Genomic DNA, 25,286 nt, shown 5'->3' with positions numbered 1-25,286 from the left:
TGCTGCGCTGCTGGTCAGCCCTGCGGGCGCAGCGCGACGGCCATCGCCTCGAGCGCCAGCAGCGGCGCGACGTTGCCCTCGAGGCGCTCGCGCGCCGTGCCGATGGCATCCATCCGGCGGACGGTCTGCTCCGGCGTGGCGTCGCGCGCCAGGGCGCGGACGACGTCGGCGTGCGCGGCGTTGACGAGCTCGACCTCGGCGCCGAGCTGGACCACGAGGACGTCCCGGTAGAGCGACAGCAGATCGACCATGGCGCGGTCGAGCACGTCCCGCTGGCGGCGGGTCGCGCGGCGTTTCTGGTCGTCCTCGAGGTGCTTGAGCTGGGAACGCAGCTTGGGCGGGAGCGTGTCCCCGTCACCGACGCCGAGCGCCCGCATCAGCTCGGCCTTCTCCGTCGCGTCCCGCTCCGCGGTCGCGGCGGTGGCCTCGGCCTTGGCGACCTCGACGAGCTCGGCGGCCGCGAGCACCGCGTCCGGCACGCCCCGGATCCGCCGCGCGACCTCGAGGACGGCGGTGCGCCGGGAGCGCGCCTCCGGGTCCCGCGCGAGCCGCCGGGCCAGTCCCACGTGCGACTGCGCGGCCCGGGCGGCGTCCAGCGCCAGGCCCGGGTCTGCCCCGTCGCGCCGCACGAGCAGGTCCGCGACGTCCTGCGGCGGCGGCACGCGCAGGCCCACGGTCCGGCACCGCGACCGGATGGTCGGCAGCACGTCCTGCACGCTGGGGGCGCAGAGCACCCACACGGTGTGCGACGGCGGTTCCTCGATCGACTTGAGCAGCACGTTGGTGGTGCGCTCGGCCATCCGGTCGGCGTCCTCGACGACAATGACGCGGTAGCGCCCCACCGACGGGGTGCGCGAGGCCTGGGTGATGAGGTCACGCACCTCGTCGATGGTGATGACCACCTTCTCCGTCGCGACGACGGTGAGGTCCGGGTGCGTCCCGGCGAGGGTGGTGGTGCACTCCTGGCAGCGTCCGCAGCCGGGCGCTGGGCCCGGCGATGTACCCGACGCCGTACCCGGCGCTGCGCCCCGGCACTGCAGGGCCGCGGCGAAGGCTCGCGCCGCCACCGACCGGCCGGAGCCGGGCGGGCCGGTGACCAGCCAGGCGTGGGTCATGGCCGCGGGGTCGGACGCCGCCCGCTGCAGCACGCGCACGGCGTCCGGCTGCCCGACGACGTCGTCCCAGACGGTCCCGCTCGTCGCGGTCATGCGGGGACCTCGGGCGTCAGGCCGAGCCGTGCCGCGACGTCGACCCGGATCTGGCCCTGCACGTCGCCGAGCGACGCGGTGCTGTCGACGACGAGCCAGCGTGCGGGGTCCGCCGCGGCCCGTCGCAGGAAGGCCTCGCGCGTGCGGCGGTGGAACTCGGCGCCGGCGCGCTCCAGGCGGTCGGGCGAGCCGGAGAGCCGGCCGGCGGCCTCGTCGGGGTCCAGGTCGAGCAGCACCGTGACGTCGGGCAGCAGGCCGTCGGTGGCCCAGAGAGAGAGGTCCTCCACCTCACCTTCCGCGAGCTCTCGCCCGCCGGCCTGGTACGCCACCGAGGAGTCCAGGTAGCGGTCGGTGAGCACCACGGCGCCGCGCGCCAGGGCGGGGCGGACGACGGTGGCGACGTGGTGCGCGCGGTCGGCCGCGTACAGCAGCGCCTCGGTCTTCGGGTCGAGGTCCTCGCCGTGCAGGACCGCCTGGCGCAGCTGCGCCCCGAGCTCCGTCCCGCCCGGCTCCCGGGTCAGCACGACCTCGCGGCCGGTGACCTCGCCCAGCCACTTCCCGAGGAGACGCACGTGCGTCGACTTGCCGGCGCCGTCGCCGCCCTCGAACGACACGAAGTACCCGGGTGCTGTGCTCACGGCAGCCACCCTAGCCGTGGCGGCAGACATGCCCGTCGGGGACCGGCTCGGCAGGCGGGAGGCTGCGCACGGCGGGACGATGGGGGCATGACAGCACAGAGCATGAGCCCGCTCACCGAGGACGAGAGCTGGGAGTTCCTCGCCGGGCGTCCGGTGGGCCGGCTGGCGACGTCCGTGGCCGGCGAGCCGGAGATCTTCCCCGTCTCCTTCGCGGTGGGCGACGGCCGCCTGTACTTCGTGACGCACCCGGGCAGCAAGCTGGCGGAGGTGGCCGTCAACGCCCGGGTGGCGTTCGAGGCGGACGAGTGGACGCCCGAGGTCGCCACGAGCGTCGTGATCAAGGGCACCGCAGAGATCCTCGAGCACGACGCCGACGTGGCGGCGGCGGAGGCCACCGGCCTGGTCAGCTACCTCGACGACGGCAAGAACGTCTGGGTCCGCATCACGCCGGAGGCCGTCACCGGCCGCCGGCTGACGCGCTGAGCGCGCCGACGCTGACGACGCGCTGCCGGTTCACTCGCCCGGGTAGACCACCCCGAGGCCCGCGCGGACCTCGTCGAGGACCGCCATGACCTCGAGCGTGTCGGACCACGGCATGCGGGCGCTCTGGGTCTGCCCCGCGGCCAGGCACCGTGCGACCTCGGCCGCCTCGTAGGCCTTGCCCTCGCCGTCGGGCGACGTGAAGCTCCAGGAGGGTCCGTCGTCGGGCACCACCTCGAAGCCGGTGGGGCCGAAGAAGAACTGCGGGATCTCGATGCGGCCCCGCGTGCCGATGATGCGGGCCCCGGCGCCGCCCGACGCCCCGGACGAGGTGTGCAGGATCGCCTGCGCGCCGCCGTCGTACCCGAGGATCATGCTCACGTGGTCGTCGACGCCGGTCTCGGCGAGCGTGCCGTGCGCCAGCACGGTGTCCGGCGCGCCGAGCAGGTCGTGGGCGAACGTGATCGGGTAGATGCCCAGGTCGAGCAGCGCGCCGCCCGCGAGCTCCGGGGCGAAGAGCCGGTGCGACGGGTCGTACGCGAAGGCGACGTCGAACTCGGCGATGACGGTACGGACCTCGCCGATCTCGCCGCGCGCGATGGCGCCGCGGATCGCCGCGACGTGCGGCAGGAACCGCGTCCAGACGGCCTCCATGCAGAACACCCCGGCGGCCTCCGCGGCGTCCAGGAGCGTGCGGGACTCGGACACCGAGCGCGTCAGCGGCTTCTCCACCAGCAGGTGCTTGCCGGCCTCGATCGCCAGCAGCGCGTGCTCCAGGTGGTGCGAGTGCGGGGTGGCGACGTACACCGCGTCCACCTCGTCGTCGGCCACCAGGGCGGCGTACGAGCCGTGGACGCGGGCACCCGGGGCGTGGGCGTCGGCGAACGCCTGCGCCTTGTCCATCGAGCGGGAGCCGACGGCGGTGACCTGCGCCGCGGTGCGGTCGCGCACGCCGTCGGAGAACGAGGCGGCGATGTTGCCCGCGCCGAGCACTCCCCAGCGCAGCGGGGGCGCGTCCGACAACTCGGGGACGGTGCCCGCCAGGTCGGCGGTGGTGAGGCGGGCGGCGTAGGTGGCCGGGTCGACGGCGTGCTCGGCAGGCAGCTCAGCGGCGGTGTCGGTCATGCGCTCACCGTAGCGCTGCCGTGCGCTGCGGTGATGACGGCGTCCGCCGCCGACTTGACCCGCTGCAGCTCGTCCGGGCTGAGCCCGCTGGACTCGACCACACGGCGGGGCACCTGCAGCGCCTCCTGCCGGAGGGCGGCACCCGCCTGCGTGAGGTGCACCTCCACGACCCGGGCGTCCGTCGTCGCGCGGCGCCGCTCGACGAGGTCCTGCTGCTCGAGCCGCTTGAGGAGCGGGGACAGCGTGCCCGGATCGAGGTAGAGGCGCCCGGCCAGGCCGGTGACCGTCGTGGTGCGCCCGGCCCCGGCGTCCTCCCAGAGCCCGAGCAGCACCAGGTACTGCGGGTGGGTCAGCCCGAGGGGCTCGAGGACCGGCTTGTACAGCGCCACCATGGCGCGGGCGGACGCGGAGAGGGCGAAGCAGACCTGGGCCTCGAGCGCGAGCGGATCCTCGGGCTGTTCCATGACCACATCGTAGGGCCGCGTTATGCTTGGTGCACCAAGTATCTGGCGTGAGCACCGGCGCACCAAGGAGCACGGATGGGACTGTTCAGCCGCCGCCCCGGCGACGACCGCACCTGGGGCATGCGCCTCACCGAGACGTTCCTGCCGATCTTCGGCCCCGCGTCGATCCGCCGGGGACCTGCCGTCCCCCCGCGCCCGGAGGACCAGGCGCGGGAGGCCGAGCTGCGGCAGACCTTCGAGCGCGTCACCGGGCCCGACGGCCACTCCTACGTCGTGGAGCGGCGCCGGGCGGAGTGACGAAGGACTACTTCTTCGACGTCGACCGCTTGGCCGGAGCCTTCTTCGCCGCCGGCTTCTTGGCCGGCGCCTTGCGCTTCTTCGGACCCTGCGCCCGCTTCTCGGCCAGCAGCTCGATCGCACGGTCCGGCGTGATCGACTCCGGCGTGAGGTCCCGCGGCAGCGTGCGGTTCGTCTCGCCGTCGGTCACGTAGGCACCGAACCGGCCGTCCTTGACGACGATCGGCTTGCCGCTGTTCGGGTCGTCGCCCAGCTCGCGCAGCGGCGGCGTCGCCGCCGCCCGCCCCCGTCGCTTGGGCTCGGCGTAGATCTTCAGCGCCTCGTCCAGCGTGATGGTGAACAGCTGCTCCTCGGAGGAGATGGTGCGCGAGTCCGTCCCCTTCTTCAGGTACGGGCCGTAGCGGCCGTTCTGCGCGGTGATCTCGTCGCCCGACTCCGGGTCCTTGCCGACCACGCGGGGCAGCGACAGGATCTTCAGCGCGTCGTCGAGCGTCACCGTGTCCAGCGCCATCGACTTCAGCAGCGAGCCCGTGCGTGGCTTCGGCTGGGCGGCCTTCGCCTTCTTCTTCGCCGCGGCCGAGAGCTCGGGGTCGATCTCCGGCAGGTCGAGCACCTCGGTGACGTACGGACCGTAGCGGCCGTTCTTCGCCACGATCTCGTTCCCGGACGCCGGGTCGACGCCCAGCACCCGGCCGTCGTCGGCCCCCGCGGCGAGCAGCTCGCGGGCCTTGGCCACCGTCAGCTCGTCGGGTGCGATGTCCTCCGGCACGGAGGCGCGCGGTGCCTTGCCGTCCTTGTCGGGCTCGGCGCGCAGGTCCTCCAGGTAGGGCCCGTACCGGCCCACGCGCACGCGGATCCCCTCACCGATCTCCACGGAGTTGACGGCCACCGGGTCGATCTCACCGAGGTCGGCCACCAGGTCGCGCAGACCCCAGGTCTGCGAACCCTCGCCGGCGGCGCCGTCGGTGCCCTCGCCGAAGTAGAACCGCGTCAGCCACGCGACCCGCTCCCGGTCGCCCGCGGCGATCTGGTCGAGGTCCGCCTCCATCTCGGCGGTGAAGTCGTAGTCGATGAGGCGGCCGAAGTGCTCCTCGAGCAGCTTCACGACGGCGAACGCCAACCAGGTGGGGACCATCGCCTGGCCCTTGGTCCGCACGTACCCGCGGTCCTGGACGGTGGAGATCGTCGCGGCATAGGTGGACGGCCGGCCGATGCCGAGCTCCTCCAGCGCCTTGACCAACGACGCCTCCGTGTACCGCGCGGGCGGCGAGGTCGAGTGCCCCTCCGCTGCCAGCTCGGTGCTCGCCAGGGCGTCCCCCTCGGCCATGCGCGGCAGCCGGCTCTCCTTCGCCGCTCCGTTCCCGCTGCCGCCGCCGTTGCCGTCCGACGGGTCGACGTCGCGCGACTCCTCGTACGCCGCGAGGAACCCGCGGAACGTGATGACCGTGCCGGACGCCGAGAAGACGGCGTCGCTGCCGGCGCGCTCCCCCGCGCCCGAGCCGAGCGTCGCGGCGAGCCGCACGGACGCCGTCGACCCCTTCGCGTCGGCCATCTGCGAGGCGACGGTGCGCTTCCAGATGAGCTCGTAGAGCTTGAACTGGTCGCCGGAGATCTCGCGGGCGACCTGTGCCGGCGTGCGGAACGAGTCGCCGGCCGGCCGGATCGCCTCGTGCGCCTCCTGGGCGCCCTTGTTCTTCGAGGCGTACAGCCGCGGCGCACCCGGCACGTACTCGGGGCCGTACAGCTCGGCGGCCTGGCGGCGCGCCGCGTCGGTCGCCTCCGCGGACAGCGCCGGCGAGTCGGTCCGCATGTACGTGATGTAGCCGTTCTCGTACAGCGCCTGGGCCGTGCGCATCGTCTGCCGGGAGGCCATGCGCAGCTTGCGCGAGGCCTCCTGCTGCAGCGTGGAGGTCGTGAACGGGGCGGCCGGCTTGCGCGAGTACGGCTTGGTCTCGAGCGAGCGGACGGCGAACGACGCGTCCTCGAGCCCCGCGACGACGGCGTGCGCCTCCGTCTCGGCGAGGTGCACGACGCCGGTCCGCACCTTGAGGCGGCCGAGGTCGTCGAAGTCCCGGCCCGACGCGACGCGGTCGCCGCCCAGGCCCGTCAGCCGGGCCCGGAAGAGCTGGCCGGCGTCGTCGCCGTCCTGCGGCGCGAACGATCCCGTGACGTCCCAGTAGTCGGCCGTGACGAACGCCATGCGCTCGCGCTCGCGCTCGACGACCAGCCGCGTCGCCACGGACTGCACCCGCCCCGCCGACAGGCCCTGCCGGACCTTGCGCCACAGCACCGGCGACACCTCGTAGCCGTAGAGCCGGTCGAGGATGCGACGGGTCTCCTGGGCGTCCACCAGGTCGGAGTCGAGGTCGCGGGTGTTCTCCAGGGCGCGGGCGATCGCCTCGCGGGTGATCTCGTGGAAGACCATGCGGTGCACGGGCACCTTGGGCTTGAGCGCCTCGATGAGGTGCCAGGCGATGGCCTCGCCCTCGCGGTCCTCATCGGTGGCGAGGAAGAGCTCGTCGGCGTCCTTCAGCGCGGCCTTCAGCTCGCGGACCTTGGCCTTCTTGTCCGCGTAGACCTCGTAGTACGGGTCGAACCCGTTGTCGACGTCGACGGCGAACTTCTTGTAGGGCCCCTTCTTCATCTCCGCCGGCAGGTCGGAGGGCTGCGGCAGGTCACGGATGTGGCCGACGCTGGCCTCCACGACGTAGTCGTCGCCGAGGTAGCCCTGGATCTTGCGAGCCTTGGTGGGAGACTCCACGATCACGAGCTTGCGGGCCTGTGGCATCCGTTCCTGCTTTCCGACGGTCTTGAGCGATGGTGGGGCGGTGTGCGCTGGTGTGTGGCGGTCCTGCGCGGGCGCTGAGGGGGTGCGGCGTCCTGTCACGGTACGACACGGACGACGACGGCGGCACTCTACCGAGGAGCGATGTGCCGTTCGCACCGCGGTCCACAGCCCCGCCACGATGGTGACCCGGCCCCCGGCGGGGTGCGCCACTACCTCGGCGAGCGGGGCACTACCTCGGCGAGCGGGGCACTACCTCGGCGAGCGGGGCACTACCTCGGCGAGCGGGGCACTACCTCGGCGAGCGGGGCACTACCTCGGCGGGGCGGGCCGTCGCCTGGCGGACCAGCAGGAGGAGGGCGAAGGTCACGGCCGTGGCGGCCAGCACGCCCAGCACCCCGGCGGCGTAGGCCGTGAGGTCCTCGGCGATCGGCACGGTGGCGGCCTCCGCGAGCCGCACGCCCGCGGCCAGCGCGAGCCCGCCGGTGACCGCCGCCCCCAGGAGCAGCAGCCCCGCGAGGACGGACGACCCCGGCGACGCGAAGGCGTTCGGCCGCGGCAGGCCGGACGGCAGACGCCGGCGGCGCGGCGCCACGTCGAGCGAGCTGGCGGGCGTCATGGCGCAGACCAGCGCACCCCAGGCCAGCACCACGAACAGGGCGGCCACGACGTCGGACGGTCGGTGCCACTGACCGATGAGGGTGGACACCCCGGTGGCGCCGGTGTAGGCCGCCCCGAGCACCGCCACGGCGGGCCGCCAGGCCCGCGGGGTGGCGAGGAGCAGGGCGACGGACACGCTCGCTGCGACGGTCGTGTGCCCGCTGGGCAGCGTGTTCTCCCCGTTCCAGCCGGGCAGCAGGTCCGGTCGGGTGAGCAGCTGGTGCTTGAGGAGCTGCGTCGTGAGGTTGGCCCCACCGACCAGCACGGCCACCTGGAGGGCGAGCACCCCACGCCGGCGGACCAGCGCCACGGCCATCGCCGCGCCGAGCCCGCCGACGACGAAGGCGACCGAGACCACGTCGAGCACGGGCTCGGCCACCTGCCAGAGCCGACCCTGCCCGTAGGCCGCACCGAAGAAGGCCAGCTCGTCGAGCCGCTGCCCGGGAACCGTCGTGACGAAGACCCGGTAGGTCAGCCAGAGCGCGACCACGGCGAGCAGCCCGACCACCGCGGCGGTCGCCTGCGCCCCCGGCCGGACGCGGGGCGGTCGCGGGGCCATTACCGAGGCGACCGGCTCCGCGCGACGAGGTCCCGCCGGGACCGCTGCGGGGGCAGGCGCGGCCGGCGCGCCACCCGCTGGGGGCACCGCGGCCGGGAGCTCACGAGTGTCACCGTTCACGCAGGTCACCGTATCTGCTCCGTGTGAGGAACCGGTGGACGAGCAGTGGGGTCCGCGGGCGAGGCGTGCGCACCGTCAGCGGGCGAGGCCCGCCGGCAGCGATCCCCCGCCCCGTCCGGCTGCGGCGTCGTGCAGGTGGCAGGCCACCCGGCGTGCTGCCTCCTGCTCGCCGCGGTCCGCGAGGGCGGTCGGCCCCAGCGCCGGGCGCACCTCGCGGCACACGTCCGTCGTGTGGGCGCACCGCGGCGCGAAGGGGCATCCCGGAGGCATCCGCTGCATGTCCGGCGGAGCCCCGGGGATGCCAGTCAGCTCGCGCCGCTCGCCGCGCAGCGGGGGGAACGAGTGCAGGAGCGCCGACGAGTAGGGGTGCCGCGGGCGGCGGTAGACGTCTTGGGCGCGGGCGTCCTCGACGACGTCGCCGGCGTACATGATGGCGATCCGGTCGGCGATCTCGATCAGCAGGGACACGTCGTGCGTGATGAAGACGACCGAGAAGCCGAGCCGCTCGCGCAGGTCCGCGATCTCCTCGACGATCTGGCGCTGCATGACGACGTCGAGCGCCGTGGTGGGCTCGTCCATGATGAGCACCTGCGGGTCGAGCGCCAGGGCCATCGCGATCATCACTCGCTGCCGCATGCCGCCGGAGAGCTGGTGCGGGTAGTCGCGCGCGCGGTCGGCGTTGATCCCGACCATCTCGAGGAGCCCGGCGGCCTGCTCGAGGGCCTCCTTGCGGGTCGTCCGCGGCCGGTGCGCCAGGATGCCGTCGGCGATCTGGCGACCGATGCGGAACACGGGGTTGAGCGAGTTCATGGCGCCCTGGAAGACCACCGACATGTCCTGCCAGCGCGACGCCCGCAGCTCGGCGTCGCTCTGGCGCAGCACGTCGGTCCGGGTCCCGTCGCGGTCCGTGAAGTGCACGCTGCCGGACGTGATCAGTCCTGGCGGTGGCAGCAGCCGCATCGCGGCGTACGCCAGCGTGGACTTGCCGCAGCCGGACTCCCCCGCGAGCCCCAGGACCTCGCCCCGGTGCAGCGTGAGGGACACGTCGCGCAGGACGTGCGTGGCGTCGTCGGTGTAGCCGTAGTCCACGGACAGGTTCTCGATCTCGAGCACCGGGTCGCCCGCACCGGGCCCGGCCGTCGGGACGTGCAGGGTCGAGGCGGTCATGAGCGCTCCTCGGAGGTCGGACGGTCAGGGCTCGGCCCGGTGCGCAGCACCGGCGTGAAGCCGATGCGGGGACGGATGCGGCGGCGGCGCAGCAACCGCGCGTTCATGCCCGTGCTGCGCAGGCGAGGGTTGACGAACTCGTCGATGCCGAAGTTCACGAGCGTCAGGGCCATGCCGAGCAGCGCGATGCAGAGGCCGGCGGGGACGAACCACCACCAGGCGCCACGCTGCAGGGCCAGGTTGTTCTGCGCCCAGAACAGGATGGTCCCCCAGTTCCAGTCGGACACGGGCGTGATCCCGATGAACGCCAGGGTCACCTGGGACAGCACGGCGAACGTGACCGTGCCGACGAACCCCGCGGCGATGATCGCCGTGAGGTTGGGCAGCACCTCGGCGAGCACGAGCCGCCAGGTGCGTTCGCCGTTGGCGCGCGCCGCCTCGACGAAGTCCCGCTTGCGCAGCGACAGCGTCTGGGCGCGCAGCACGCGCGCACCCCACGCCCAGCCCGTGACGCCGATGACGAGCGCGACCGTGACGCCGCCCGCCGTCGGGAGCTGCCCGGCGATGATGATGATGAGGGGCAGCTGCGGGATGACGAGGAACACGTTGGACAGCGCGGAGAGCGTCTCGTCGCCCGCGCCGCCGACGAACCCGGCGGTGACGCCGACGACGACCCCGAGGATCGTCGCCGAGACGCCGGCGATCAGCCCCACGACCAGCACGCCCCGCGTGCCGACGATGATCTGGGACAGGATGTCGCGCCCCGTGTGGTCCGTGCCCAGCCAGTGCGCCGCCGTCGGGGGCTGGAGCAGGTCGGCGGAGACCTGGTTCGGGTCATAGGGGGCGATCCACGGGCCGACCAGGGCCAGGATCCCGAAGAACAGCAGGATGCCGATGCCGGTGAGCGCCTTGCCGTTGCGCAGGAAGAGGAACCTCTTGGCGCGGCGGGGGTCGTCGTCGTGCTCGACCCGCATCTCGGTGACGGTCTCGGCCTCGGCCTCGGCCAGCGTGACGTCGTGCGTCATGGCTCAGCCCTCCTGACGGGTGCGCGGGTCGAGCGCCGCGTAGACGAAGTCGGCGATGATGTTGGCCCCGAGCACGGCCAGGGTGATCACCAGGAAGCAGCCCTGCATCAGGGGGTAGTCCTGGGTGTTCACGGCCTGGAAGAGCGTGTAGCCGATGCCCTGGTAGGAGAAGACCATCTCCATGATCAGGGTCCCGCCGACGACGAACCCGAGGGACAGCGCGAAGCTGGACACCTGGGGCAGGATCGCGTTGCGGGCGGCATAGCCGACCGTCACCGCGCGCTCGGGCAGCCCCTTGGCGTGCGCCACGGTGACGTAGTCCTCGGAGGAGACCGTCACCATCATGTTGCGCATCCCGAGGATCCAGCCCGCGACGGAGGACAGCACCACCGTCAGGGCAGGCAGGAACCCGTAGTAGATCACCGAGCCCACGAACTCCCACGACCAGGTGGGCACGAGCCCGCGGTCGTAGCTGCCCGACGAGGGGAACCAGCCCAGCGTCACCGAGAACACCGTGATGGCGATGAGCCCGAGCCAGAAGTACGGCACGGCCGAGAAGAACGTGGTGATCGGCAGCAGCGAGTCCGCCCACGTGCCGCGCCGCCAGCCGATCGCCGTCCCGACGAGGGTGCCGAGCGTGAAGGCGATGATGGTCGCGATCCCCACGAGCCCGACCGTCCACGGCAGCGCCTGCTGCACGATGTCGGCGACGGGCGTCGGGAAGAACGTGAAGGACAGCCCCAGGTCGCCGCGCAGCAGCAGGCCCCAGTAGTCGACGTACTGCTGCCAGACCGAGCTCTCCGTGTCGAGTCCGAAGAGGACGCGGATGGACTGCTCCGCGTTGGAGTCGATCCGGCCCTGCATCCGGCCCATGAGGGCCGTGACGGGGTCGCCGGGCATGAGTCGAGGGATGAGGAAGTTGATCGTCACGGCGGCCCAGGCCGTGATGAGGTAGAAGATCGTGCGTCGGACGGCGAACCTCATCGCGTGCCTCCCTCGTCCCCGACGCGGGGTCGGTCGGGGCGGTCGGAGTAGCCCCAGCACGCGACCCGGCGGCCCTCCGCCACCTCGATCAGCGCGGGTGTCTCGGTCCGGCAGACGTCCGCGGCGACGGGGCACCGAGGGTTGAACCGGCACCCGGCGGGCGGGTCGACGAGGCTGGGGGCCTCGCCACGCGCACCGCGCGCCCGCGCCGCCAGGTCGTCGGGATCCGGGGCGGACCCGATGAGCAGCTGGGTGTACGGGTGCTTCGGGTCCTGGGTCACGGACTCGCTGTCACCGGACTCGACGACCCGGCCCGCGTACATCACGGCGGTCCGGTCGGCGAAGTAGCGGGCCGAGGCGATGTCGTGGGTGATGTACAGGATCGCGATGTCGAGCCGGTCGCGCAGGTCCTGCAGCAGGTTGAGGATGCCGAGCCGGATGGAGACGTCGAGCATCGAGATCGGCTCGTCGGCGAGCAGCACCTCGGGGTCGGCGGCGAGCGCCCGCGCGATGGCGACACGCTGCCGCTGCCCGCCGGACAGCTCGTGCGGGAACTTGTCGATGTAGCGGTCGGTGGGCGACAGGTGCACCCGTTCGAGGACGCGCCGGATCGCGGCGTCGAGCTCCGCGCCGCGCAGCCTGCCCTGGTGGATGCGCACGCTGCGGGACAGCGTGTACCGCACCGTGTGCACGGGGTTCAGCGAGCCGAACGGGTCCTGGAAGATCATCTGCACACGGCGGCAGTACGCGCGGAAGGCCCGGCGTCCGCGGACGGTCGCGTCCCGGCCGTGCAGCTCGAGCCCGCCGGCGGTCCGGGGCATCAGCTGCGCGAGGAGCCGCGCGACGGTGGACTTGCCGGAGCCGGACTCGCCGACGAGCGCGACGACCTCACCACGGTGGATCTCGAGGTCGACGCCGTCCACGGCGTGCACGACGGCGGCCCGGCGGCCACGCACCGGGAAGTGCCGGGTGAGACCGGTCGCCCGCAGGACGGGCGACTCGTCGGGAGCGGCGCCGTCGTCGGGCGCCGGGGACGCCGGAGCCGCGGACGGTGGCACCGCAGCGGCGCCGAGGGCTGGGGTACTCATGCGATCACCTGAGGGGTTCGGAGGGAGGGCAGGTCCGGCGGGCGCCGGCGGGCACCGGCGGGCACCGGCGGGCACCGGCGTGACCGGCGGCGGGGACCGCCGGTCACGCCGGGAACCCGGTCAGCCCGCGGCCGGCTCGAGGTTCAGCAGGATCTGCGCGGCCTGCGACCCGGTCGGCTGCGGCTGGTTGTAGGGGTCCTCCTCGGAGGGCCAGCCGACGTAGTTCAGCGACGAGTACTGCGCGGTCGCCGGCCGGGCCCAGACGGCGATCGCCGGCACGTCCTCCACGAAGTGCTGCTGGATGGTCGCGAGCGCCTCCGAGCGTTCGGCGTCGTCCGTGGTGGCCGCGTAGGTGGCGAGCGCCGCGGTGACGTCCTCGTCCTGGTAGCGGCCGAAGTTCCACGTCGCCGGCTCGCCGAGCGGCTGGTACTGGGCGCCGTCCATGAGGTTGGCGTACAGGTCCCAGGGCGTGGCGCCGCCGTCGGTCCAGTGCAGCGTGGCGTCGAAGTTGCCCGGCGGGATGATGTCCGCGAACCAGCCGTCGGCGTTCGCCGGCTGGACGGTGGCCTCGGCGCCGAGCTCGGCCGCCGCGTTCTTGATGAGGTCCAGCGCGGTGAGGTAGTCGTTCCAGCCGGCCGGGTTGGTGAGCTCGAACGCGACGGGCTCACCGTCCGGGTCCACGAGCTTCTCCCCGACCCCGGTGTAGCCGGCGTCGGTGAGCAGCGCCTTGGCACCCTCGACGTCGACGGCGTACTCCTGGCCCGCGTACTCGTCGCTCACGAAATCCTCGCCGGCCGGCAGGGGCAGGCCCGTGACGCTCGTGATCGGCGGGTTGACGCCGGAGGTGGCGACCTCGGTGAGGGAACCCCGGTCGATGGCCATGTTGAGCGCCCGGCGGAAGGCGACGTCGTCGAACGGCTTCTCCTCCAGGTTGAGGAACAGCGCGTCGATGCCGAGCCCGGCGGCGGCGTACTGGTGGTAGTGCTCCGGGTCCTGGGCGATGTAGACGTTCTCGTAGTCGGCGATGAACGTCCAGCCCCACTGGGCCTCGCCCGTGGTGAGCGCCGTCGTCAGGGCGTTGTTGTCGTTGTACGACGAGTAGCGGATCTCCGGCACCGCCAGGTCGCCGCCCCAGTAGTCGTCCCGTGCCACCAGGGTGGCGGCCTGCGGTGTCCAGGACTCGAGCGTGTACGGGCCGGTGCCCACCGGCTCCGTGTTGGTGAAGGTGGTGGGGTCCTCGACGTCGGCCCAGAGGTGCTCGGGCACGACGAGCATGTCCGCGAGCTTGGCCTGGTTGACGAACTGCGGCGACGCGAACGACACGGTCACTGTCGAGCCGTCGGACTCGACCGCCTCGATCGGCAGGGCGGAGGTGTTGATGCCCTCGAAGTCCTGGCGGAGCTGGATCGAGAACGCGATGTCCTCGGCGTCGAACTCCTCGCCGTCGGACCAGGTGATCCCCTCGTGCGGCGTGATGACCGCCTGCGTGTAGTCGTCGCTCCAGTCGATGGAGTCGGCGAGCCAGGGCTGCGGCTCCTCGGAGGGGCGGGCGTCGTTGAGCATCATGAGCGGCTCGTAGATCACGAACGCGTAGCCGAGGGACAGGGCGGCCGAACCGGTCGCGAAGGGCGACTGGTTCTCGGTCTGCGTCCCGTTCGGCATGCCGACGGTCAGGACCTCTCCGGTGCCGCCTCCTGTCCGGGCGTCCGGGTCGTCGGTGGCGGTGGTGCCGCCACCGCCGCACGCGGTCGCCAGCAGGGCGACGACGGCGGCGCCGGCGACGGCCGTCGACAGCTTGCGAATACTCACGGTGTGCCTCCTTGCACGAGTCTTCTTCTCGGGTCTTCTTCGGGGTCGTCGGGGTCGTCGGAGGGTCACGCGTCGACGTGCAGGTCCACGTCCAGGCGCAGGTCGCGCACCGACCGGCCCGCGCGGAGCCGGTACGTGCCGGGCGGGGTGGTCCAGCCGGCCGAGGCGTCCCAGACCTGCAGCGCGCGGCGGGGGACGGTCACGACCGCCTCGGCGGCCTCGCCCGGTCCGGCGTCGACGACGGCGAAGCCGCCCAGCCAGCGCACGGGGCGCGCCGGGTCGCCCTGCGCGGTGCCGGGCGGCGGCTCCACGTACACCTGGACGACCTCGCGCCCGGTCCGGCGTCCGGTGTTGCGCACCCGGACGCGGACCTGCACGTCCTCGTCGGCGGCGGCCAGGCGGCTCCCGCCGTCCGGCGCGGCCGACTCGTAGTCCCACGTGGTCCACCCGAGGCCGTGGCCGAAGGGCGCCGCGGGCCGCGGGCCGCCGGCCGGCTCGCCGTGCCGTTCCCAGGCGCGGTAGCCGACGTCGAGGCCTTCTGCGTAGTCGACGACCCCACCGACCGGGACGGCGTGCGGCACCGGCACGTCCTCGGCCCGCGCCGGCAGGGTCCAGGGCAGGCGTCCGGACGGCTCGGTGACGCCGGTGAGCACGTCGGCCAGAGCCGCCCCCGCCTCCTGCCCGGCGAGCCAGCCCCACACGACGGCGGGCACCTCCTCGAGCCAGGGCAGCAGCACCGGGGCGCCGGCGTTGACGACGACGACGGTGCGCGGGTTGGCGGCGACCACCCGCCGGACGAGCTCGTCCTGGTTGCCGGGCAGGTGCAAGTCGGTCCGGTCGAAGCCCTCGGACTCGACCTCGTGGGTGGTGCCGACGACGACGACGGCGACGTCCGCGGCGCGCGCCGCGGCCTCGGCGGCGAGGAGCTCCTCCTCGGCGCGCGGGCCGGGGCGGCGGTGCACGATCTCGGCCCGGACGAACCGGTCGTAGCCGACGGGGTGGACCACCTGCAGCTCGGCGACGAGGTCGGTGGTCGGTCCCGTGACGGCCACCGTCCCGGCCACCGGGTGGTTGTGCGTCGAGGCGAGGATGACGTCCTCGGTCGCGACGACGTCGCCCGCGGAGGCGAGCCGCCCGTCCACGGTGACGCGGTGCACGCCGACGGTGCCGACACCCAGCTCGTGGGCTCCGAGCTCGCTCGTGTCGACGCGTGCGGTGAGCCGCAGGCTGGCGTCCTCGGGCCCGACCTCGCCGTACCAGCCGTCCCAGGTGGTGCGCACCTCGGCGCGCCGGGCCTCTCCCGCCGCGTCGAGCAGCTCGACGCGGATGCCGGGTGCTCCGGTCAGAGGGTCCGTGCAGCGGCCGACGTCGAGCGCAGCCGGGTTGCGCAGGGCACGCGAGCCCGCGACCACGTCGAGGTGGGAGCCCGCGGGCAGGGCGTCGGCGAGCGCCTCGGCGGGGTAGGACAGCCGTTCGGGCACCACGAACGAGGAGCCGCCACCCTGGAAGAACGGGTCCACGGCGGACGCACCGAGCAGCGCGACCCGCAGCGGGACGCCCTCCTCGACGCCGGGCAGCGGGATCAGGCCGGCATCGTCCTTGAGCACGACGGCGGCACGGGCGGCCAGCTCGCGCAGGAACCTCGCGCGGTCCCCCGGCGAACCCGGCGCGGATGCCCCGGGTGCGGATCCCGTCGGTGCGGATCCCGTCGGTGCCGGCGACCCGGGCGTGACGCGGGCCGGTCCTCCGTCCGGGGTGCCGCCGTCGGGCAGCGTCAGCCGGCCGACGCGGAAGGCGAGCCGCAGCAGGCGCCGGACCTTGTCGTCGAGCTCGGCCTCCTCGATCTCGCCGCCCGCGAGCGCGGCGTCCAGGCCGTCTCCCCACGCGCCGTCGGGACCGGGCATCTGGAGGTCGAGGCCGCCGCGCACGGCGGCGGCGACCGACTGCGTGGCGACCCAGTCCGAGACGACGAGACCGTCGAAGCCCCACTCCTGCTTGAGGACGCCGGTCAGCAGGGGACGGTGCTCGAGGGCGGGCGCGGCGGTGGCGCCGTCGTCGATGCCGCTGTACGCGCCCATCACGCTCCAGGCCCCGGCCCCGACGAGCCGCTCGAAGGGTGCCAGGTAGACCTCGCGCAAGGTGCGGGCGTCGACGCGGGCGAGGTAGCGCGTGCGGTCGGTCTCGGAGTCGTTGGCGACGTAGTGCTTGACGCACATGGCCACGCCGTCCTCCTGCGCGGCGCCGACGACGGCGACGGCGAGCTCCGCCGTCAGGTGCGGGTCCTCGCTGTAGCACTCGAAGTGGCGGCCGCCCACCGGCGTGCGCTGCAGGTTGACCTGCGGGGCCAGGACGACGTGGACGCCGTGGCGGCGGGCCTCGGCGGCGAAGAGGCTGCCCACCCGGCGGGCGGACGTGGTGTCCCAGGTGGCGGCGAGCGCGGAGGGTGCGGGGAGCATCGCGGACGTGCCGCCGCCGAGGGGGTCGCGCACCCCGACGGGTCCGTCGGACATCACGACCGGCTCGAGACCGATCCGCGCGAGCGGGCGGGTGGACCACATGTCGGCGCCGACGACGAGGCCGGTCTTCTCGGCGGTGGTGAGACGCGCGACGAGCGCGTCGAGTGCTGCCTCGAGATCGTGCTCGAGGCCGTTCTCGAGGCCGTTCTCGACAGCGGTGCTGCTGCTGGGCACGGTCTGCATCGACACGCGGGTTGCTCCTGTCTGCGGTGACATCGACGCCCAGTAGAGCACACTTACTGACTAGTCAGTAAGTAGTCCAGGTCACAGTATGGTGACGACATGACTGACGTCTCGCAGCCCCCGCGCGCCCGCCGCGTCCCGCGCGCCGAGCGCCGCGAGGAGATCCTCGCCGCGGCCACGCGTGTCTTCGGGTCGAAGGGCTTCCGGGCGGGCTCGCTCGCCGACGTCGCCGACCAGGTGGGCATCACCCACGCAGGGGTGCTCCACCACTTCGGCAGCAAGGACAAGCTGCTCTGGGAGGTGCTCGAGTACCGCGACCGCGTCGACGTCGAGCATCTCGAGGGCAAGCACATCCCCGGTGGCCTGGAGCTCTTCCGCCACCTGCTCAAGACCGCCCGGCTCAACACCGACCGCCGCGGCATCGTCCAGGCCTACTCCGTCCTCACGGGTGAGGCGGTCACCGACGGGCACCCCGCCGCCGACCGGGTCCGGCACCGCTTCGAGGTGCTGCGCACCGAGATCGCCGCAGCCCTGCGCGAGGTGGCCCACGACCGGGGCGTCGAGGTGCCCCTCGCTGACTCCGAACGGGCCGCGAGCGCCGTCATCGGCGTCATGGACGGCCTGCAGACCCAGTGGCTGCTCGACCCGGAGGTCGTCTCCCTGCCGGAGTCCACCGCCTTCGCCATCGAGGCGATCCTCGCCGCCGTCCTGCGGGGCGCCGAGCACCTGCCGCCGGCACCGTGAGCGACGCCGCCGAGCTCCTCGAACATGCCGCCGGCCGGCTGGCCCGCCGCCGCGTCGGGGTCGTCGTCGGGCACCTCGCACCCGACGGCACCATGACGGTGCGCGGCACCGGTCGCACGTCCCTGCCCGACGGCGGCACCCCGGACGCGCTCACGAGGTTCGAGATCGGCTCGATCACCAAGACCTTCACCGGTCTGGCGCTGGCCCGTGCCGTGGCGGCAGGCCAGCTCGATCTCGACGTGCCGGTCGGGGACCTGGTCCCGGAGGTCGCGGACCTCGGCCGCGGCGGCACACCGGTGACGCTGCGGCACCTCGCCACCCATACGTCCGGCCTGCCGCGCGTCCACGTGCCGATGTTGCGCGGCACCCTCGACGCATACCGCGGCCTGGACCCGTACCGCGACCACTCGGAGGAGGCGCTGCTCGGCGCGATCCGCTCGGGCAGGCTCCGGCGTACCCCCGGCACCGGCCGCCAGGCCTACTCGAACAGCGGTTTCGGCCTGCTCGGCATCGCCCTCGCCCGGCACGCCGGCCTCCCGTTCGCGGAGCTGGTGGCCCGCGACGCCACCGAACCGCTGGCCCTCGCCGACACGGGGACCAGCGAGCGCGCGACGTCCGAGCAGGCCGCTCGTGCCGCCGTCGGGCACCACCGGCGGCGCACCCCGGCGGCCCCGTGGAATCTCGGCGCCCTGCCCGGCGCCGGAGCCCTGCACTCGACGGCCACCGACCTCCTGGGCTGGGCGCGGGCGCACCTCGACCCTCCGCCGGGTGAGCTCGGCGAAGCGGTACGGCTCGCCATGGCCGAGCACGGCCCGCGCATCGGCCTCGCCTGGCAGCGCACGGTGAGCGAGGCCGAGCGACGCCGCGGGCGCGACCTGGTGATCTGGCACAGCGGGGGCACCGGCGGGTTCCGCTCGGCGCTGTGCCTCCGGCCGGCCGCCGGCGACGCCGTCGTCGTGCTGACCAACCACGGCCGGAGCGTGGCACTGGCGGCCTTCCGGCTGCTGGCGGCGCTGTCGCGCTGAGCGCGCACTGCCACTCTCAGAACGGTGGCTTACCGAAGTCCTGGGGCGGCGGCGTCGCGCCGGACACGGCTGACGCCTCAGGACCTGGCGAGGTGAGGGGCTCAGCATCCGGCGGGGCCGGCGGCACGGGACCCGGCGATGCCAGCCTCTGCGGATCTGGCGAGGTGAGGGGCTCAACATCCGGCGGGGCCGGCGGCTCGGGACCCGGTGGCACCGGAGGCTCCGGGGCGGACCGATGGATGCTGGCGGGCGGACGGCCGTCCGGGCGGGTCACGTGCCGCCTACCCGTCGGCGACGTCCATTCGAGCGTGCCGCCCAGTCCCGGTCGATCACCGGTGGCGCCCTCACCCCCGGCCTCGTCGGGTGCCACCCGGCGCACCGACCAGCCCGTCTGGTGCTTCAGCACGTGGTGCCGACGACACAGGTGGGCCAGGTTGTCCGCGCTGGTGGTTCCGCCTGCTGCCCAGTCGGTGGTGTGGTCGAGGTCCGCACGGTGGGCAGCGACACCGCAGCCCGGGAAGCGACAGGTCTCGTCGCGCCGTGCGAGGGCCGCCCTCAGCGCGGACGGCACCGTGTACGACTCGCGCCCGACCGACAGCGGAACCCCCGTCTCGGGGTGCGTCAGCACACGGCGCCACGACGGCGCCAGCTCGGCCAGCTCCCGGGCGACCTCGGGGCCGACCGGACCGTAGCCGTCGAGCTCGCCCGGCACGTCGGCGGCACCCAGGAGGGTCAGCACCGGCACGGTCACCGTCACGCGCGGTCGGATGGACCTCGCCAGTGCAGCCAGCGCAGGAATCGTCGATGACGTTGCGGGTCCGGGCGGTTCGGTCACGTCGGGCACGCTCAGGGCGGGCCGGGCGGGAGTGGGCACGCACGTGCGGTCGAGCGTGCCGTCGTCGAGCAGCAGCGCGGCGAAGGCATCGGCCATCCCCTGGCTCCGGCCGAGCGACCTGTTGTCGCCACGGAGGCCGGTCGCCGTGCGGGTCAGCCTGTCGTAGGCGGCGTGCGCCACCACCGCGGGCAGGTGCGCCGACAGCCACGCCATGCCGTCGCGGCCGTCGTCGAGGTAGACGCCCCGGGCCTCGACGGCCCGAGCGTGCCGCACCTCGACAGGTTCAGGATGGACGTTCTCCCGTGCCCGGCGGGCCCGTGCATCGACCTGCCCGGGGGTGCTCGTCGTCAGTGCAGGAGCGACCGACTCCTCCACACGCCGCGCGTCGCCCTCGTCCAGGTCGGCGACGTGCCGGGCGACGCGCGCGGCGTGCGCCCAGGAGCACCGGCCCGCCGACAGCAGCGCCAACGTGCGCGGAGCCTTGGCGCGCAGAGCATCGGCGTGGTCGCACAGCGTTCCGGCCGCGTGCTCGCCCACGTGCAGCACGGTCGCGACCTCGGCGACGACGGCCCGGCGGGCGAGCTCCTGACGCCGGGACGACGTCGCACGCGCGGCCGTCCCGCCGTCGTCCACCAGCCGGGCCTCTGCCCGCTCGGCGAGCTGGGCGGCCTCGGCCAGCAGGACGGCGCGACGCCCTTCCAGGGTGCCGATCGCAGCCTGCACCTCGGCCAGCGCGTCGAGCAGGTGGTCGAGGCGGGACATCTCGACGTCCGCGTGCACGGCCGGCCGGTCCGCCGGGGCCGGAGCCAAGGCGGGGAGCGGGCCGGCGGTCTGCGTCGTCATGGTTTGAACCTACCAACTTTCGAACACATGTTCTAGGCCCTGTGGACGAGCCGGGTCTGCGCGGTTCGTCTGGCTAGGGTTGGGTCATGGACGAGCTGGTGGCCATGAGGATCCTGCTGTTCGTCGTCATGCTCGGCTCGGGAGTCCTGCTCGTCCACGTAGCCCACGCCACGGCCTCAGGACGTCTGGGGCGGAACCAGCTCGCAGGCATCCGCAACCCGAGCACTCTGGCGAGCGACGACGCGTGGCTGGCTGCTCATGTCCGTGCCGAACGGCCGACCGCGCTCGCCGGGTACACCTCGATGGCGACTGCGGTGTTCGCGCTCTTCCAGGTATCCCCGGCGTTCCTGGCCGGCGGGGCGCTCCTGGGATGCCTCGCGATGATCGGATGCGTGCTCCATGGCGCCCGTGCCGGCACGAAGTCCGCCATGGAGGTCGCGGAGCGACCAGCCGACTAGGTGGCCCGAGCCTCCGGTGGTGAGGCACGGCGTCGGCCATCGGGCCAGGCCCGTCCCCCGGCGGTCCGCCCCGCCCGCCACACCGACCGGGGGCGTGCAAGACTGTCTGCTCGTGCACCTGCCACTCCGGCGGGACCCCCGCGCCGAGGGCCCCTCTCCCGCCAGCCTGCGACGCCGACCCGCACAGGTGGTGACGCTCGGGTTCCTCTCGGCCATCGCGATCGGTACCGCGCTCCTCCTGCTGCCGATCTCGACCACCGGCCAGCGCGCCAGCTTCGTCGAGGCGCTCTTCACCGCGACCTCCGCGGCCTGCGTGACCGGGCTCGTCGTCGTCGACACGGAGACCTTCTGGACCCCGTTCGGCCAGGGCGTGATCCTCGTCCTGATCCAGATCGGCGGGTTCGGGGTCATGACCGTCGCCTCGCTGCTGGGGCTGCTGCTCTCCCGACGCCTGGGGCTCCGCACCCGCATGGTCGCCGCCGAGTCCACGCACACCGTGGGGCTCGGTGACGTCAAGAAGGTCATGCTGGGCGCGCTGCGCTTCACCGTGGTCGCGGAGCTCGTCCTGGCCGTGGTCCTCACGGTCCGCCTCATGATCGGCTACGGCGAGACGTTCCGGCACGCCGCGTGGTCGGGGATCTTCCATTCGTTGTCCGCCTTCAACAACGCCGGCTTCTCGATCTACGGCGACTCGCTCATGCGGTTCGTGAGCGACCCGTGGATCTGCCTGCCGATCTGTGCGGCCGTCATCGTCGGCGGTCTCGGCTTCCCCGTGCTGCTCGAGCTGTGGCGGCTGTCGCGCACGCGGCGCGGCGACAACCGGCGATCGGCGCTGCGCGACCCGGCGCGCTGGAGCATCCACGCCCGCCTCACCCTGGGGACGACGGCGGTGCTGCTGACGGTCGGCACCGTCTTCTTCCTCGTGGTGGAGTGGGCGAACCCGCAGACCTTCGGCCCGCTGAGCGTCCCCGGCAAGCTGCTCGCCGCCTTCACCCAGTCCGTCATGCCGCGCACCGCGGGCTTCAACTCGATCGACACCTCCGAGCTCAACCACGGCTCCTGGTTCTTCACGGACATGCTCATGTTCATCGGAGGTGGCAGCGCCGGCACGGCGGGCGGCGTCAAGGTCGGCACCTTCGCGGTGCTCGCGTTCATCATCTGGTCCGAGCTGCGTGGCGACCCCGACGTCACCGCCTTCGACCGGCGGATCGCCCGGGCGACGCAGCGGCAGGCGCTGACCGTCGCGCTCGTCGGCGTGGCCGCCGTCGTGGTCACCACGCTCGCCATCACGGTGTCCGTGTCACCGACGGTGCTGCCCCTCGACCGCGTGCTGTTCGAGGTGATCTCCGCCTTCACCACCACGGGCCTGTCCACCGGCGTCACCGCCGATCTTGCCGGCTGGCACCAGGTGCTCCTGACCGTACTGATGTTCCTGGGGCGCCTCGGCCCGATCACCCTCGGCACGGGCCTGGCCCTGCGGTCGCGTCACAAGTTCTACCGCCGTCCCGAGTCCGCCGTCATCATCGGCTGATCGATCCTGCCCGGCGACGGGCACTGCGTCAGCGTCCGAACACCTGGGTCCACCACGGGCCGCCCGCACCGGCCTGCATCCCCAGCCCGTGCCGGACGAGGTCGCAGCTCAGGATGTTGGCGCGGTGACCCGGGCTGTCCATCCACGCCGCGACCACGGCCTCGGCGTCCGGCTGGCCGCGGGCGAGGTTCTCGGCGCCGACGCCCGGCACCCCCGCGGCGTCGGCGCGGTCCCAAGGACTCAGCCCCTCGGGGTTCGTGTGGTCGAAGAACCCACGGTCGGCCATGTCCCGGGAGTGGGCCAGCGCGAGGTCGTCCAGCGCCGGGTCCGCACGCAGGTCGCTGCAACCCGCAGCAGCGCGTTCGGTGTTGACGAGTGCCAGGACGCGGGCGGCCACGCCGTCGCTCGCGCCCGGAGACCTCGCCGCGCCGCCGTCCACCGCGTCGGACCCGTCGGGCTCGTCGGCTGGCTCCTTTGTCGCGGGATCGTCGGGCTCGTCGGCCGGCTCCTTCGTCGCGGGCTCGTCGGCCTCGTCGGCCGGCTGCTTTGACTCGGGCTCGTCGTCCGCCGCGACACCTGCGGACTCCTGCGGGCTCGAACCGCTGTCACTGCCCTCCGTGCTCGCGCTGCCGGACCCACCCCGGACCGCGGCCTGCACCAGCACCTCCGTCCCGGCAGCCGATGCCGCCGAGGTGCCGGCTCCCCGGTAGTCGTCGATCCGCAGCACGTCCGGGGCGAGCAGTGCCGTCGCGAGGACCAGCGCCACCCCGACGGCGAAGGTGACCAGGAGCGCGACCAGCTGACGCAGGCTGGTGCTGGGCCCTCGTCGTCGCGACACGCAGGGCACCGTAGCGCCCCGCCCGGCCGCCGCGGAAGAGCTCCTAGGGAGCCGAACCCTGCGCGATCACGTAGCGCTCGTAGGCGGGGGTGCGGCGCACGGCCTCTGCGTGGGCATAGACGGCGGCCGCGCGCACGACGTCCACGTCGAACCGTTCCGCGGCGTCCCCGCGCCAGGCCACGTACTGCGTCCAGCGCAGCGGCTCACCCTCGAGGGCGACCGCACGGACGCCGGGCAGGTCGAGGAGCAGCGGCTGCACGAGCGCGATCGCGTGCCCGCCCTTGACCTGCTCGACGGCGGACGCGCGCTCGGTCTCGCTGACCTCGCGGGGTGTGAACCCGGAGCGGGCGCAGGCGGTGACGAAGCACCGCTCGAAGCAGCCGTCCCCGGGCGCGGACAGCCAGTTCTCCTCGGCGAGCTCACCCAGCGGCACCTCGTCGTCGCCCGCGAGCCGGTGGTGTTCCGGCAGCAGCACGAACACCGGGTCGGTGCGCAGCCGCGTCCACTCCACGCCGCCCTCGGTGGGCAGGACGGCGTCACCGCACGCACCGACCAGCGCGACGTCGAGCGTGCCGTCGGCCAGCCGCACCGCCGCCGCGTCCGCCGACCAGGACGTGAAGGACGTGACGGTGACGCCGGCGAGGTCGGCGCGCAGCCGGTTGAGGAAGATCCCGCCCAGGACGGTGGAGACGGTCCCCACGCGCAGCGACGTGGCGGTGTCGGGCCGCGCGAGCACGTGGCGGCGCACGTCGTCGTGGAATGCCTCCATCGCGGGCAGCAGGACGCGCGCGTGCCGCAGCACGAGCTCGCCCAGCGGGGTGGTGCGCGTGCCGTGCCGGTCGCGCACGAACACGGGGCCGCCGAGGGCCTGGTCGATGCGGTTGAGCTGTGCGGACAGGGCCGGCTGCGCCATGCCGAGGGCCGCGGACGCCTTCGTCACGCTGCCTTGTTCGGCGACGACGGTCACCAGCCTCAGGTGCCGGAGGTCGATCTCCATACCGAGAAGATATCTCCGTCAGAGCATCTGTGGGATGGTCCCTTGGTCACAGCGGCCCGGCCCGGCGCTCCGGAGCGGACCGCCGTGCGCGCGAGACACGTGCCGTGTGCACACTGGCCCCACGGTACCGACGAGAGGGAGCACGATGGCAGAACGCGTGACGTTCGCGTCCAGCACGGGGCCGCAGCTGGCCGGGATCATCGACGAGCCGGCGGGCGAGGTGCGCGGCTGGGGACTGTTCGTCCACGGGTTCACGCTCGGCAAGGACTCCCCGGCGGCGGCGCGGATCTGCAAGCAGCTCGCGTCCGAGGGCATCGGCATGCTGCGCTACGACAACCTGGGGCTCGGCGACTCGGAGGGCGACTGGGGCGACGGGTCGTTCACCGTGAAGGTCGCGGACACCGTGTTCGCGGCCGAGCTCATGGCCGCGCGCGGCACCCCGGTGAGCCTCGTGGCGGGGCACTCGTGGGGTGGGGCGGCCGCCATCGCCGCGGCGCCGGAGATCCCCGACGCCCGCGCCGTCGTCACCGCGTGCGCACCGTTCGACCCGAGCCATGCCGAGCACCACTACGACGACCTCGTCGACCAGGTCCTCGAGAGCGGCAACGCCGTCTGGCAGGTCGGGGGCAAGCGCCTCAACCTCAAGCGCGGGATGGTCGAGGACGTGCGCGCCGCGGACCTCGCGCACCGCATCCCGGAGCTCGGCCTGCCGCTGCTGGTGATGCACTCCCCCACGGACAACACGGTGGGGATCGACAACGCGAGCGAGATCTTCCGCGCCGCGCGCCACCCCCGCAGCTTCGTCTCGCTGGAGGGCTCGAACCACCTGCTGACCAGGCCGGGCCAGGCCCAGCGCGCGGCCCGCATCATCAGCGCCTGGGCCGACCCGTACCTCACGCCGGCCTGA

22 protein-coding genes are annotated in these 25,286 nt (G+C 73.5%); 7 read left to right on the top strand and 15 right to left on the bottom strand.

Annotated features, from left to right (window positions below; translation table 11 throughout):
• Window positions 1-14 precede the first annotated feature (14 nt).
• Together BCL65_RS02300 and tmk are read right to left on the bottom strand one after the other, a co-directional pair.
• Window positions 15-1,208 (bottom strand): DNA polymerase III subunit delta', encoded by a 1,194-nt coding sequence (locus BCL65_RS02300; RefSeq protein WP_106264751.1) that lies wholly within the window; start codon window positions 1,206-1,208, stop codon window positions 15-17.
• Complete coding sequence (gene tmk, locus BCL65_RS02295; RefSeq protein WP_106264750.1) at window positions 1,205-1,876, bottom strand: dTMP kinase; 672 nt, start codon at window positions 1,874-1,876, stop codon at window positions 1,205-1,207. Before tmk ends, BCL65_RS02300 begins: the two co-directional genes overlap by 4 nt.
• Window positions 1,877-1,933: 57 nt before the next feature.
• On the opposite strand from tmk, the gene BCL65_RS02290 reads away from it, so the two are divergent.
• Entirely contained in the window at window positions 1,934-2,329 is a 396-nt protein-coding gene (locus BCL65_RS02290; RefSeq protein WP_106264748.1) for a pyridoxamine 5'-phosphate oxidase family protein, read from the top strand.
• Window positions 2,330-2,359: 30 nt separating this feature from the next.
• Here BCL65_RS02290 and BCL65_RS02285 read toward each other — a convergent pair whose 3' ends face one another.
• On the bottom strand, window positions 2,360-3,451 hold the full coding sequence (locus BCL65_RS02285) for a Gfo/Idh/MocA family protein (RefSeq protein ID WP_106264746.1): 1,092 nt from the start codon (window positions 3,449-3,451) through the stop codon (window positions 2,360-2,362).
• A complete protein-coding gene (locus tag BCL65_RS02280; protein ID WP_106264744.1) occupies window positions 3,448-3,915 on the bottom strand; it encodes a MarR family winged helix-turn-helix transcriptional regulator in 468 nt (155 codons plus the stop codon). Before BCL65_RS02280 ends, BCL65_RS02285 begins: the two co-directional genes overlap by 4 nt.
• Before the next feature lie 75 nt (window positions 3,916-3,990).
• On the opposite strand from BCL65_RS02280, the gene BCL65_RS02275 reads away from it, so the two are divergent.
• The gene (locus BCL65_RS02275) at window positions 3,991-4,212 is read left to right on the top strand and encodes a hypothetical protein (RefSeq protein ID WP_106264743.1); all 222 of its coding nucleotides are present in this window, start codon (window positions 3,991-3,993) and stop codon (window positions 4,210-4,212) included.
• Between the two features lie 7 nt (window positions 4,213-4,219).
• Here BCL65_RS02275 and topA read toward each other — a convergent pair whose 3' ends face one another.
• The 8 genes from topA to BCL65_RS02235 all read right to left on the bottom strand — a co-directional run bounded on the left by topA (window position 4,220) and on the right by BCL65_RS02235 (window position 17,108).
• Window positions 4,220-7,000 carry a type I DNA topoisomerase gene (gene topA / locus BCL65_RS02270; RefSeq protein ID WP_106264741.1) on the bottom strand — a complete coding sequence of 927 codons (2,781 nt, stop codon included), beginning with the start codon at window positions 6,998-7,000 and terminating at the stop codon, window positions 4,220-4,222.
• A 289-nt stretch (window positions 7,001-7,289) separates the two neighbouring features.
• A complete protein-coding gene (locus BCL65_RS02265) occupies window positions 7,290-8,336 on the bottom strand; it encodes a phosphatase PAP2 family protein (RefSeq protein ID WP_243400794.1) in 1,047 nt (348 codons plus the stop codon).
• A 75-nt stretch (window positions 8,337-8,411) separates the two neighbouring features.
• Window positions 8,412-9,503, bottom strand: coding sequence for an ABC transporter ATP-binding protein (locus BCL65_RS02260; protein WP_106264738.1), 1,092 nt, complete (start codon window positions 9,501-9,503; stop codon window positions 8,412-8,414).
• Window positions 9,500-10,528, bottom strand: a complete 1,029-nt coding sequence (locus BCL65_RS02255; RefSeq protein ID WP_106264736.1) for an ABC transporter permease — start codon at window positions 10,526-10,528, stop codon at window positions 9,500-9,502. The genes BCL65_RS02260 and BCL65_RS02255 overlap by 4 nt, the downstream gene beginning before the upstream one ends.
• Window positions 10,529-10,531: 3 nt before the next feature.
• Complete coding sequence (locus BCL65_RS02250) at window positions 10,532-11,512, bottom strand: ABC transporter permease (protein ID WP_106264735.1); 981 nt, start codon at window positions 11,510-11,512, stop codon at window positions 10,532-10,534.
• The gene (locus BCL65_RS02245) at window positions 11,509-12,600 is read right to left on the bottom strand and encodes an ABC transporter ATP-binding protein (protein ID WP_106264733.1); all 1,092 of its coding nucleotides are present in this window, start codon (window positions 12,598-12,600) and stop codon (window positions 11,509-11,511) included. Before BCL65_RS02245 ends, BCL65_RS02250 begins: the two co-directional genes overlap by 4 nt.
• Window positions 12,601-12,720: 120 nt before the next feature.
• On the bottom strand, window positions 12,721-14,409 hold the full coding sequence (locus BCL65_RS02240; protein ID WP_106264732.1) for an ABC transporter substrate-binding protein: 1,689 nt from the start codon (window positions 14,407-14,409) through the stop codon (window positions 12,721-12,723).
• A gap of 65 nt (window positions 14,410-14,474) precedes the next feature.
• Window positions 14,475-17,108 (bottom strand): beta-d-glucosidase, encoded by a 2,634-nt coding sequence (locus BCL65_RS02235; RefSeq protein ID WP_106265182.1) that lies wholly within the window; start codon window positions 17,106-17,108, stop codon window positions 14,475-14,477.
• 99 nt (window positions 17,109-17,207) lie between these two features.
• Between BCL65_RS02235 and BCL65_RS02230 the strand changes: the two genes are divergently transcribed.
• Together BCL65_RS02230 and BCL65_RS02225 are read left to right on the top strand one after the other, a co-directional pair.
• On the top strand, window positions 17,208-17,852 hold the full coding sequence (locus BCL65_RS02230) for a TetR/AcrR family transcriptional regulator (RefSeq protein WP_106264730.1): 645 nt from the start codon (window positions 17,208-17,210) through the stop codon (window positions 17,850-17,852).
• The gene (locus BCL65_RS02225; protein WP_165799941.1) at window positions 17,849-18,877 is read left to right on the top strand and encodes a serine hydrolase domain-containing protein; all 1,029 of its coding nucleotides are present in this window, start codon (window positions 17,849-17,851) and stop codon (window positions 18,875-18,877) included. Before BCL65_RS02230 ends, BCL65_RS02225 begins: the two co-directional genes overlap by 4 nt.
• 16 nt (window positions 18,878-18,893) lie before the next feature.
• Here BCL65_RS02225 and BCL65_RS02220 read toward each other — a convergent pair whose 3' ends face one another.
• Window positions 18,894-20,555: an HNH endonuclease signature motif containing protein gene (locus BCL65_RS02220; RefSeq protein WP_125206479.1), complete on the bottom strand. Its 1,662-nt coding sequence runs from the start codon at window positions 20,553-20,555 to the stop codon at window positions 18,894-18,896.
• An 86-nt stretch (window positions 20,556-20,641) separates the two neighbouring features.
• Between BCL65_RS02220 and BCL65_RS02215 the strand changes: the two genes are divergently transcribed.
• Complete coding sequence (locus BCL65_RS02215; RefSeq protein ID WP_207767672.1) at window positions 20,642-21,013, top strand: SdpI family protein; 372 nt, start codon at window positions 20,642-20,644, stop codon at window positions 21,011-21,013.
• A 112-nt stretch (window positions 21,014-21,125) separates the two neighbouring features.
• Window positions 21,126-22,544 (top strand): TrkH family potassium uptake protein, encoded by a 1,419-nt coding sequence (locus BCL65_RS02210; RefSeq protein ID WP_243400793.1) that lies wholly within the window; start codon window positions 21,126-21,128, stop codon window positions 22,542-22,544.
• 28 nt (window positions 22,545-22,572) lie between these two features.
• Here BCL65_RS02210 and BCL65_RS17900 read toward each other — a convergent pair whose 3' ends face one another.
• The gene (locus BCL65_RS17900) at window positions 22,573-23,382 is read right to left on the bottom strand and encodes a CAP domain-containing protein (RefSeq protein ID WP_207767671.1); all 810 of its coding nucleotides are present in this window, start codon (window positions 23,380-23,382) and stop codon (window positions 22,573-22,575) included.
• 43 nt (window positions 23,383-23,425) lie between these two features.
• Window positions 23,426-24,379: a LysR family transcriptional regulator gene (locus tag BCL65_RS02200; RefSeq protein WP_106264725.1), complete on the bottom strand. Its 954-nt coding sequence runs from the start codon at window positions 24,377-24,379 to the stop codon at window positions 23,426-23,428.
• Window positions 24,380-24,524: 145 nt separating this feature from the next.
• On the opposite strand from BCL65_RS02200, the gene BCL65_RS02195 reads away from it, so the two are divergent.
• Entirely contained in the window at window positions 24,525-25,286 is a 762-nt protein-coding gene (locus BCL65_RS02195; protein WP_106264723.1) for an alpha/beta hydrolase family protein, read from the top strand.

Source organism: Isoptericola halotolerans, from assembly GCF_003003075.1.
Lineage (GTDB): Bacteria > Actinomycetota > Actinomycetes > Actinomycetales > Cellulomonadaceae > Isoptericola > Isoptericola halotolerans_A.
The sequence above is the reverse complement of the archived record's forward strand: the minus strand, read 5'-3'. Positions and strand labels throughout refer to the sequence as shown.